The organism is Candidatus Andeanibacterium sp., from assembly GCF_057143545.1.
Window position 1 is genome coordinate 1 of sequence record NZ_DBNHSF010000085.1, and the last position, 10,453, is coordinate 10,453.

Genomic DNA, 10,453 nt, shown 5'->3' on the forward strand with positions numbered 1-10,453 from the left:
ATGTCGTGCTCGAGGACGACCGCATCTACGAGCTCGATGCCGACAACAATATCGTGTGGGACTGGCGCGCCAGCGACCATATCGACGAACTCGGTTTCAACGTCGCGGAACGGCGCGCGATCCGGGCGGGCGGGGTGCGGGACAATTTCGACTGGTTCCACATCAATTCCGCGACCTATCTCGGGCCGAACAGATGGTACGATGCGGGCGACACACGCTTCCACCCCGACAATGTCGTCATTTCGAGCCGCCAGACCAGCATCATCGCGATCATCGATCGCTCGGGTGCGATCGTCTGGCAGCTTGGGCCGGACTATGCCGATTCGCTCGCCGAGATGGCGATCGGCCAGATCGTCGGCCAGCATCACGCGCACCTGATCCCGCCCGGATTGCCGGGCGCCGGCAACATGCTGATCTTCGACAATGGTGGCTCCGGGGGATACGGGAACCCCACCGCCCTTTCGCCCACCGGACAGACCAATTACCGCCGGCACGATTCACGGGTGATCGAGATCGACCCGGTGACGCTGGAAGTGGTCTGGGCCTATCGTGCGGCCAATTTCTTCGCCTTCAATATCAGCGGCGCACAGCGGCTCGAAAACGGCAACACGCTGATAACGGAAGGACCTTCCGGGCGGGTATTCGAAGTGACCGGCGAAGGCGAGATCGTGTGGGAATATATGCAGGCGCCGAGCACCGGCGGGCCGCTTGCTTCGCCTGCGGTCTATCGCGCCTATCGCTTGCCCTATTCGTGGATCCCCCAGCTTGAGGCGCCCGGACAGATGGCCGTAGAGCGCACCGATCTTGCGTCATTCCGCGTCCCGGGAACGCCGGAATAGGCGCAACGCGCTTGGCTTGGCGGCGGCGGGAAGCTAGCGCCGCCCGATGAAGACCGAACGCCTCGCAGCCGACGAAGCAGGTATCGCCCGCGCCGGCGACTTGCTGCGCACGGGCGGGCTGGTCGCGGTTCCGACCGAGACCGTCTACGGACTCGCGGCGCGCGCCGACAGCACCGATGCGGTCGCTTCGATCTATCGCGCCAAGGGCCGCCCGGAATTCAATCCGCTGATTGTCCATGTGGCGAACATCGAACAGGCAAAGGGTATCGCAGGGTTCGATGAGCGGGCCGAAAGGCTCGCTGCGCGTTTCTGGCCAGGCCCGCTGACGCTGGTGCTGCCCTTGCGCGAGGGAGCACGGATCGCTCCGGCGGTGACTGCCGGGCTGCCGACGATTGCGTTGAGAATGCCCGCGAATGAAGTGATGCAGTCGATCCTGGCCGCGGCGGGAGTCCCGCTTGCTGCCCCTTCCGCCAATCGCAGCGGGACAGTTAGCCCCACTTCGGCGGAGCATGTCCTGTCATCGCTCGACGGCAGGATCGCCGCAGTGCTGGACGATGGCGTGTGCGAGCGGGGGCTGGAATCGACGATCGTAGCATTGCGCGCGGACGGAAGCTGGCAATTGCTGCGTCCCGGCCCGGTCGGAGCAGGGGAAATCGCCTCAATTCTCGGCCCGCCTCAAGACGTCACCCCGGGCAAGATCGAAGCGCCCGGGCAATTGGCCGCGCATTACTCGCCCGGCAAGCCGATCCGGCTCGACTCAACCGATGCGCGCGAGGACGAGTTCCTGATCGGCTTTGGCGAAGTGCAGGGCGATTGCACCCTGTCCGCATCGGGCGACCTCGCCGAAGCGGCAGCCCGGCTGTATGCCTGCATGCATGAAGCGGCGGATGCGCCGCAGGAGCGGATTGCGGTGGCGCCAATTCCGGCTGCGGGCATCGGCGCCGCGATCAGGGACAGGCTGGCGCGCGCGGCCCGGGGCTAGTTGGGAACGATTTCCACGCCATTGCAGATCAATTCGCCGTTCCCGACCCTGGTCAGCGAGCATTGGGCCGGACCCGAAATCGACACGTCGCCAGTGCCGATGATCGAAACTTGCGCCTCGCGATCAACGGTCAGCGCGACGTCGCCTGCCCCGCCAATCTGGATCGAGGCCGTCTCGCTCCGCAGGCCGCCAGCCTGGATTTCTCCCGCGCCGGCGACGGTGACGCGCGCTTCGCGGGCGGATCCGGCGGCGACGATATTGCCGGCTCCGGCAACGGTGAAGTCGGCCTCGTCGACCGCCAGTTCGGCGATCGCCAGTTCGCCCGGACCGCCGACAACGACTTCGAGCCGCTCGCCTTCGATCTTGTCGATCCGGACATCGCCGCTCCCGGCGAGATTGATGCTATCCAGCCTGGGGAGCGTGACGTAAAATGTCGCGCTTTCGAGCTGTCCCCAGCCACCCCAATTGAACCCGTCCGGCGGCCCGATCGACAGCCTGCCATTCTCGACCTTCGCTTCGAGCAGCGAAAGCGCGCGCGGCGAACCTTCCGAGCGGACCGAAATCTCGTCGCCAAAGGTAACCACAATGTCCTGCGGGCCAGCGGTCGTGATCGCCTCGAACGGGGCAAGCTCGTAAGTCATCTCGCTTGGGCCGGCGACCGCGCTTCCTGGACCGACAAAGGCCATCTGGTCGTCATCCATCAACGATATGGTCAAGGCCGCGCCGCCGGCCGCAAGCCCGCCCAGCAACACCGCGAACACTATCTCGCGAGCTCTCAGTTTGGGCTTTTGCTGCGGCACGGATCTAATTTCCCGACGATGAAGGACCCGGCCGTGTAGCTATCACGAGCGACCAGGCGTTTGGCAAGGAGTGGATACCAGCAGGGGGCTAAGGCAAGCGCTATTTGCCTTGTCCGATCTCTTCGTGATCGAGCGTGACCGAACCCGCCGGTTCGCAGATCAGGACACCCGAGCCGAAGCTCTTGACCCTGCAGCGCGCCGAGCCGCGCACGGTAACCTTGCCCGAGCCGGTGATCTTGGCGTCGACTTCGCCGTCACAGGCAAAGGTCGCGTCGCCCGAGCCGGTGATCGCGATCTGCACCTTGTCGGCTTTCAGGCTGCCGAGCTTCGCGTTGCCGGATCCCGCAATCGAAAGCTTCAACTCCCCGGTCGTTCCGCTGGCCTTGTAGCTGCCCGACCCGGCGAATTTCACCTTGAGCGAACGCGTCTCGATCCCGTGGGTTTCGACCTTGCCCGAGCCCAGGATCGCGATCTTCGCTTCCTGCGCCAACGCATCGCAATGGATCGCGCCCGATCCGAGCAATTCGATCTGTTCGGGGGCGGGCATCGTGATCGTCACGGTCGAGGACGGACCGCCGCGCCAGCCTTCGCGATCGCGCAGCACCATCAGCGAACCGTCTTCCGCCAGGAAGCGCATGCGCGCCTTGGCCTCCTCTTCGCCCTCGACTGCGATCGTGAAGTCCGCGCCCTCGGTGATCCGGACAACATCGGCGCCGAGCAATTTGATCACCGTCGGCACCTCGCCTGAAAGGTCGAGCTCGTCGAGCGGGACGCCTTCCCGGCCTTCGAAGTTGAATTTTCCGTCCGCGGTCTTGAAGCCGCCATTGGCGAAGGCCATGGCGACCATCGGGCCCATGGTTTCGAAGAATTTGTCGAACCGCATCGCGAATCTCCCAGAGCGTATTAATACACTAATACACTATATGGGATCGGTTCTCAAGTTTTGAAGGGCCGGCGCGGCCAGCCCTCAAGGAAAAGGGCCGCCCTGCCGGACGGCCCCGAATTCGAAAGCAAGTGTTTGAAATTACACGGTTTCTTCAGTATCGTAATATTTCGGCGCATGCTCGTTGAGGATCGCGAGGATCTTCTTGAGCGCGGTCGGCTCGTCGGTCTTTTCCATTGCCGCGAGCTCGCGGGCAAGGCGGCTCGATGCCGCTTCGAAAATCTGCCGTTCGGAATAGCTCTGTTCCGGCTGGTCGTCGGCGCGGAACAGGTCGCGAGTCACTTCGGCGATCGAAACCAGGTCGCCCGAATTGATCTTCGCTTCGTATTCCTGGGCGCGGCGCGACCACATGGTACGCTTGACCCTGGGCTTCTGGGTCAGCGTATCGAGCGCCTCCTTGAGCGTCTTGTCGCTCGACAGCTTGCGCATACCGATCGATTCGACCTTGTTGACCGGGACGCGCAGCGTCATGCGCTCCTTTTCGAAGCGCAACACGTAAAGTTCGAGCTGCATCCCGGCGATTTCCTCGTTTTGCAGTTCGATTACACGGCCAACGCCGTGCTTGGGATAGACGACATAATCGCCAACAGAGAAGGCGGGAGCCTCGGCTGCCATAATAATCCTTTCATGTCGCAGGCTCGATCGGGGGGTCAGAAAGTATCGCAGGCCGTCAGCAAGGGCTGCGACCTCAATCCTTCGTCTACCGGTCCTTGCGGCGAGCCTGCCTTTCGTGATTAACGATGCCGCCTGTGGATAAGTGCAGCCATCAAATAATATGTAGCAGATTCGTAACAAAAATTCCAGCCCCGCGAATCAGGCGGGGCAAAGCGACCGGAAGCGGGCCGAAACCCGTGCGCTCAGTCGCCTTCGCCGGGCTCGGGCGAAAAGTACTTCTCGAACTTGCCTTGTTCGCCCTTGTGCTCGTCCGCGTCGTCGGGCGGCGACTTACTGGCCGTGATATTGGGCCATTCGGCCGAATATTTGGTGTTCAGCTCGAGCCATTGCTCGAGCCCGGCCTCGGTATCAGGCAGGATCGCCTCGGCCGGGCATTCCGGCTCGCAAACCCCGCAATCGATGCACTCGCTGGGATTGATGACGAGCATGTTCTCGCCTTCGTAGAAGCAGTCGACAGGGCAGACCTCGACGCAATCCGTGTATTTGCAGCGGATGCAGGCGTCGGTGACGACATAGGTCATGGGCGAATAAATCCCTCGCTAGGTTCTTCAATCCAGCCTGCTAGGGCGATTGCGGTTCAAGCGTCAAGCTCGCGATAGCAGGCGCGCGCTTCCAATGCCGGCCCCCTGCGAGAAGGCAAAGCGAGGATTTCTATCACCCGCACATGCTCGCCTAGGGGAAGGGTCAGGATATCGCCTTGCGTCACCGCCCGATCGAGCCGCTCGACCCTCTCGCCGTTGAGCCTGATATGCCCCTCCGCCAGCCATTTCTGGGCCCTGGTGCGGGTTTTCGTAAAGCGGAGGAACCAGAGCAGCCGGTCGATTCGCATGGACGAGCCACAACTACCGGATGAGATCGGCCAGTTCGGCGAACGCATTGCCCGGTCCGGGTGCGGCGGATCTGCGCTTCGCCGGTTTTTCCTGCCGGCCCGAACGCCGCCTGTTCCGACCCCCATTCGGTTGTACGCCAGAGCGCGGTGCGCGCCAGCTCCAGATTTCCGGGGCGGGCGGGCCGAACGCACCGTCGGGAAGGACCTGGGGCCGAAGACGGCGGAATCCGGCATCGCCCATCAGGCGGATGAAGCTCTCGTCGGCGAGCCCCATCGATGTGCCCAGCGCGCGGTCGATCCGGAACCGCTTGGCCGAAGTCGACGCCCGCTCGTCATGTGCCGCCCGGAACAGCCTTTCTGCCATATCGAGCCTGATCGCCTGGTTCCCCGCGGCGCGATAGCCGGATGGCAGCCTTTCGCCTTCGCCAATCACCGCAGCCATGTTCTCGTTGAGCGGCCTCCCGTCAGCTCCGATCAACCCCAGGAGCGCGCGCGGCCTTGGCTTGAGCAATGCCGGAACGAAGACATCGAGTGCGCCGATGGTGATGCCAAGACGCCTGAGAAGAGGTCGCTTCTCCTTGGCGATATGGTCGAGATTCGCTTGCCTGCGCCGCACATAGCCGGCGCCCGCCACCAGCTGGAGCAGCAGCGCACGCACTTCCCCGCCGATCTCCGGATCGCGGGCCGCCTCCTCGATCCGGCGCAAGGGTGCGAGCGGCGCGAGCCGTAAGTCAAGCCAGTGCTGGAGCGCTTCCGCAATCCTCGCTCGCTGCGCCAGATCGAGCGCACCCAGTTCCTTCGCCAGGACAATCTTCGGCTGGCAGACTGTCTTTGTCGGTTCGAGCGTTGCCACAAGCTGGTCGCCGCGAACGATCTTGCCGCGTCGCAATTCGAGCTGACCCAATTCGCGGGCGATGAGGTCTTGCGCCCGTTGGGCAAGCAGTGCCGGGATGTGCTTCTCGGCGGCCGCCAGCAGCAGTTTGCGATCAGCATGTCCGGCGACGGGATCGACCACGAAACGAAATCCCTCGAGCTGGCCGATCACGACCCCTTCGACCGAAACCTCGCCGCCATCGCCAAGTTCGACCTTCAGCAGGGCCGCATCCTTGCCCATGGTCTTCATCAGGACCGAAGTGCGGCGATTGACGAAGCGCTCGGTCAGCCGCTGGTGAAGGGCATCGGACAGGCGCGATTCGATCCCGCGCGCCCGGGCGGCCAATTCGTCCTTCGCCGCGACCCAGTCCGGGCGCTGGGCGATATAGGACCAGCTGCGGACCGACGCGATGCGCCCCTGGAGGGTGTCGATATCGCCTGTGTGATTGTCGAGCGCGGCAATTTTGGCCGCGACATAGTCGGGATCAAGGCAGCCCCGCTGCAGATCCTGCCACAACCGCGCCACGAAGCGGCCATGGGTTTCCGCACCCTGCTGGCGAAAATCGGGCAGCGAGCAGGCTTCCCAGAAGCGCTCGACGAGGCTGGGCGAGGTCACGGTTTCGGCAATATCGGTCTCGTCGGCCAGCCGCTTGAGCACGGCCAGGTCGATCGCCATCGGGGCGGATGCCAGCGCTTCGTTATCGGGCTTCGCCTCGAGATCGGCAATCAGCGTATCGAGATCGTCGAACCGCAGATCCGCTTCGCGCCAGAACAGCCTGGTCAACGGAGCGAAGCGATGCTCTTCGATCGCATGGATCTCTTCGGGCGTGAATTCGAGCGGCTTGCCCGATTTTCCGCCCGACAGGGTCCCGAACGTGCCATCGGTCTGGTGACGCCCGGCGCGCCCGGCGATCTGCGCCATTTCCGCCGGGGTCAGCCGCCGCTGCCGCTGTCCGTCGAATTTCGTCAATCCGGCAAAGGCGACATGCCTCACGTCAAGGTTGAGCCCCATGCCGATGGCGTCGGTCGCGACGATATAATCGACCTCGCCGGACTGGAACAATTCGACCTGGCGGTTGCGGGTCTCGGGCGATAGCGCCCCCATCACGACCGCCGCGCCACCCCTGAACCGGCGCAGCATTTCCGCCACCGTGTAAACCTGCTCCGCCGAGAAGGCGACGATCGCCGAGCGCGGGGGGATCCGCGACAATTTCGCCGATCCGGCATGGGTCAGGGTCGAAAAGCGCGGCCGCTCGACGATTTCGGCCTCGGGCACCAGCGCCCTGACCATCGGTTCAAGCGTCGCCGAGCCAAGCAACATGGTCTCCTCGCGGCCTCGCGCATGGAGCAAGCGGTCGGTGAAGATGTGTCCGCGCTCAGGGTCTGCGGCGAGCTGCGCTTCGTCGAGCGCGACAAATGCCAGCGCGCCTGCTGCGCGCGGCATCGCCTCGGCGGTGCACAGCAGCCAGCGCGCTTCGGGCGGTTCGATCCGCTCTTCGCCGGTTATCAATGCGACTGATCTGTCGCCCTTGATCGCGCGGACCCGGTCATAGACCTCCCTTGCCAGCAGCCGCAGCGGGAAACCGATCGCGCCGGACGAGTGCGCGCACAGCCGTTCGATCGCAAGATGGGTCTTGCCGGTATTCGTCGGGCCGAGCACGGCCTTCACGACTGCATGATCCTGACGATGTGCGCGGTGATCGGTCACGCTCGAAATGTGGCAGCGCAGTGCCGACACCGCAAGGCGACTGGGCCCCGGGGATTCAATTTGACGTGGATTTGACTCGATTGGCCGATCTTATTGCCAAATTAACTTCGTTTGGGCAGATTCCTGCGGCAAATGGGCGACCGGGATCGCGCAGCAAAAGCCTGTATGGGCTGGCCTGCCGCGACGGATGGAGGGCACGATTGGATAGTCCGCACGGCCGGGATGGCGGCATGGGGGTCGCCGATGGCGATTTCGGCGGCGCTGCTTTCGCGGTTTCCGCCGCACCCGGGGTCGTGCCGGAAGTCGCCGGGCCACGCATCATCAGCCGCGTGAATTCGGTCTCCGAGGGGCTCGACGAATTGCGCGAGCAGCTCTCGGACCGGTTTGCCAAATTCGATCTCGCGCCGGACCTGGCCCAGGATATCGGCAGCGCCCGCTGGTTTCGCGGTGTCGCAACCCTGTTCGGACTGGCCGCGCTGTCGCTGGTTTTCTGGCCCAGCATGGAATCGCTCGAAGCGGCGCCACCGATGAATATCGACGAAGAAGTCCGCGACGAATTCCGCAGCCAGATGATCATGCCGCTGGCGCTGGGCGGGGATACCGGCCGGCGCATGGCGGCGACTTCGGCGGTCATCCCGCTGGCAAGCGCTCCCGAGCGGCCGCGGATCGAACTGGTCGCCACGCTTGCGCAAGGCGATAGCTTTGCGCGCATGCTGCTGCGTGCAGGCGTTTCGCCGGACGAGGCCGAGCAGGTCGCGGCGATGGTCGATCGGGCCATGCCGCTCGCAGAAATCGATTCCGGGACCAAGGTCGATATCGTGCTGGGGCGGCGGCCATCGCCCGAGGAACGACGCCCGCTTGAATCGATGAAGTTTCGGGCGCGCTTCGATCTCGAGATCGGCGCGGTTCGCCAAGGCGGCGCGCTGGCGCTGGAAGAGCGCCCGATCCGGGTCGACGCAACCCCGCTCAGGGTCAAGGGCAAGGTCGGCTCTAGCCTGTACCGCTCGGCCAGGGCGGCTGGCGCGCCGCCGGAAGCGGTCCAGAAATTCCTTCGCACATTGGCCGAGCAGTACGATCTCAATCGCGCGATCGGATCGGCTGACGAATTCGACATGATCATCGCCTACAAGCGGGCGGCCACCGGCGATGTCGAGATCGGCGACCTGCTTTATGCGGGCATCATGCGGGGGGGACAGCCGCGGGCCCAGCTGATGCGCTGGGGCAAGGATGGCCACTTCTACGAAGCTTCAGGCGTCGGCGAACAGCGCAGCGGCCTGCTTTCACCTGTCCCCGGCAGGGTGACTTCGAGCTACGGCATGCGCCGCCACCCGATCCTCGGCTATTCGAGGATGCACAAGGGCCTCGATTTCAAGGCCGGATACGGCACGCCGATCTATGCGGTCACCGACGGCACGGTGAGCTTTGCGGGGCGCAATGGCGGCCACGGGAATTACGTCAAGCTCAGCCATGGCGGCGGCTTGCAGACGGGCTATTCGCATATGAGCCGGATTGCCGTGAATTCTGGACAGCGGGTGCGCCGGGGGCAGGTCATCGGATATGTCGGCTCGACCGGCCTCTCGACCGGCCCGCATTTGCATTACGAGATGTTCCGCAACGGCCAGAACGTCAATCCGTCCTCGGTTCAGTTCGTCACCCGCGCGACCCTGAGCGGCGAGGAACTGAAGAACTTCAAGGCCCAGCTGGCGCAATTGCTGACCGTGGAGCCCGGAGCCGCGCTTGAAAGCCTGGTGCCGACGCGCGAGGAAATGGGCGCGCCGGAGCGCGAGATCGACCGCGTCGACCAGCCGCGCGAAATCGGCTGATTCCCAAGGCAGATTGCGGAAATCCGCATTTTCCGGCAGGGACCGCCGCATGACAGGCTCCTTTCCAGCGACCAGGCTGCGCCGGACCCGCGCGAGCGGCTGGAGCCGCGCGCTGCACCGCGAGACGGTGCTCACGCCGTCCGACTTGGTCTGGCCCGTGTTCGTGACCGAGGGCGCCGGCGTCGAGGAGCCGGTTGCTGCGCTTCCGGGCGTGTCGCGCTGGTCGGTCGACCAAGCGGCAAAGCGGGCGCGGGAAGCCGTCGGACTCGGGATACCGTGCGTGGCGCTGTTTCCGAACACTCCGCAGGATCGGCGTAGCGATGACGGCGAGGAGGCGCTCAACCCGGACAACCTGATGTGCCGGGCTATCAAGGCGATCAAACAGGCCTGTGGCGAGGATATCGGCGTGCTCACCGATGTCGCGCTCGATCCCTATACCAGCCACGGACAGGACGGGTTGCTCGACGGCACCGGCTATGTTGCGAACGACGCGACGGTCGGGATGCTGGTCAAACAGTCGCTCAACCAGGCTGCGGCGGGTGCCGATATCATCGCTCCATCGGACATGATGGATGGCCGCGTCGGCGCGATCCGCGAGGCGCTCGAGGCCGAAGGCCACGCCAACGTCCAGATCATGAGCTACGCCGTCAAATATGCCTCGGGTCTTTACGGTCCATTCCGCGATGCGGTCGGCTCGGGCGGATTGCTCAAGGGCGACAAGAAGGCCTACCAGATGGACCCGGCAAACGCCGTCGAAGCCCTGCGCGAAGTCGCGCTGGACATCGCCGAAGGCGCCGACAGCGTGATGGTCAAGCCCGGCCTGCCCTATCTCGATATCGTCCGGCGGGTGAAGGAGCGGTTCGAGATCCCGGTCTTCGCCTACCAGGTGAGCGGCGAATACGCGATGATCGAAGCGGCCGCGGCGGCCGGCGCGGGCGATCGCGATGCGCTGGTGATCGAGACCTTGACCGCCTTCAAGCG

10 protein-coding genes are annotated in these 10,453 nt (G+C 64.5%); 4 read left to right on the forward strand and 6 right to left on the reverse strand.

Going from position 1 to position 10,453, the window contains the following annotated elements; all coding sequences use genetic code 11:
* Together AC16XC_RS05335 and AC16XC_RS05340 are read left to right on the forward strand one after the other, a co-directional pair.
* Window positions 1–839, forward strand: an 839-nt coding sequence (locus tag AC16XC_RS05335; protein WP_484033610.1) for an aryl-sulfate sulfotransferase, incomplete at its 5' end; no start/stop codon positions are given.
* Window positions 840–885: 46 nt separating this feature from the next.
* Complete coding sequence (locus AC16XC_RS05340; RefSeq protein WP_484033611.1) at window positions 886–1,821, forward strand: L-threonylcarbamoyladenylate synthase; 936 nt, start codon at window positions 886–888, stop codon at window positions 1,819–1,821.
* On the opposite strand, the gene AC16XC_RS05345 is transcribed toward AC16XC_RS05340, so the two are convergent.
* The 6 genes from AC16XC_RS05345 to AC16XC_RS05370 all read right to left on the reverse strand — a co-directional run bounded on the left by AC16XC_RS05345 (window position 1,818) and on the right by AC16XC_RS05370 (window position 7,649).
* On the reverse strand, window positions 1,818–2,621 hold the full coding sequence (locus AC16XC_RS05345) for a head GIN domain-containing protein (RefSeq protein ID WP_484033612.1): 804 nt from the start codon (window positions 2,619–2,621) through the stop codon (window positions 1,818–1,820). The two genes, AC16XC_RS05340 and AC16XC_RS05345, sit on opposite strands and share 4 nt — an antisense overlap.
* Window positions 2,622–2,721: 100 nt before the next feature.
* Window positions 2,722–3,504, reverse strand: coding sequence for a head GIN domain-containing protein (locus AC16XC_RS05350; protein WP_484033613.1), 783 nt, complete (start codon window positions 3,502–3,504; stop codon window positions 2,722–2,724).
* Window positions 3,505–3,645: 141 nt separating this feature from the next.
* Entirely contained in the window at window positions 3,646–4,179 is a 534-nt protein-coding gene (locus AC16XC_RS05355; protein ID WP_484033614.1) for a CarD family transcriptional regulator, read from the reverse strand.
* Between the two features lie 242 nt (window positions 4,180–4,421).
* The gene (gene fdxA / locus AC16XC_RS05360) at window positions 4,422–4,760 is read right to left on the reverse strand and encodes a ferredoxin FdxA (protein ID WP_484033615.1); all 339 of its coding nucleotides are present in this window, start codon (window positions 4,758–4,760) and stop codon (window positions 4,422–4,424) included.
* Window positions 4,761–4,816: 56 nt separating this feature from the next.
* Window positions 4,817–5,068, reverse strand: coding sequence for an RNA-binding S4 domain-containing protein (locus AC16XC_RS05365; RefSeq protein WP_484033616.1), 252 nt, complete (start codon window positions 5,066–5,068; stop codon window positions 4,817–4,819).
* Window positions 5,069–5,081: 13 nt separating this feature from the next.
* Complete coding sequence (locus tag AC16XC_RS05370; protein WP_484033617.1) at window positions 5,082–7,649, reverse strand: helicase-related protein; 2,568 nt, start codon at window positions 7,647–7,649, stop codon at window positions 5,082–5,084.
* Window positions 7,650–7,849: 200 nt separating this feature from the next.
* Between AC16XC_RS05370 and AC16XC_RS05375 the strand changes: the two genes are divergently transcribed.
* Window positions 7,850–9,472 carry a peptidoglycan DD-metalloendopeptidase family protein gene (locus AC16XC_RS05375; RefSeq protein WP_484033618.1) on the forward strand — a complete coding sequence of 541 codons (1,623 nt, stop codon included), beginning with the start codon at window positions 7,850–7,852 and terminating at the stop codon, window positions 9,470–9,472.
* Between the two features lie 49 nt (window positions 9,473–9,521).
* Window positions 9,522–10,453: porphobilinogen synthase (gene hemB / locus AC16XC_RS05380; RefSeq protein ID WP_484033619.1), on the forward strand; the 932-nt coding region annotated here is incomplete at its 3' end.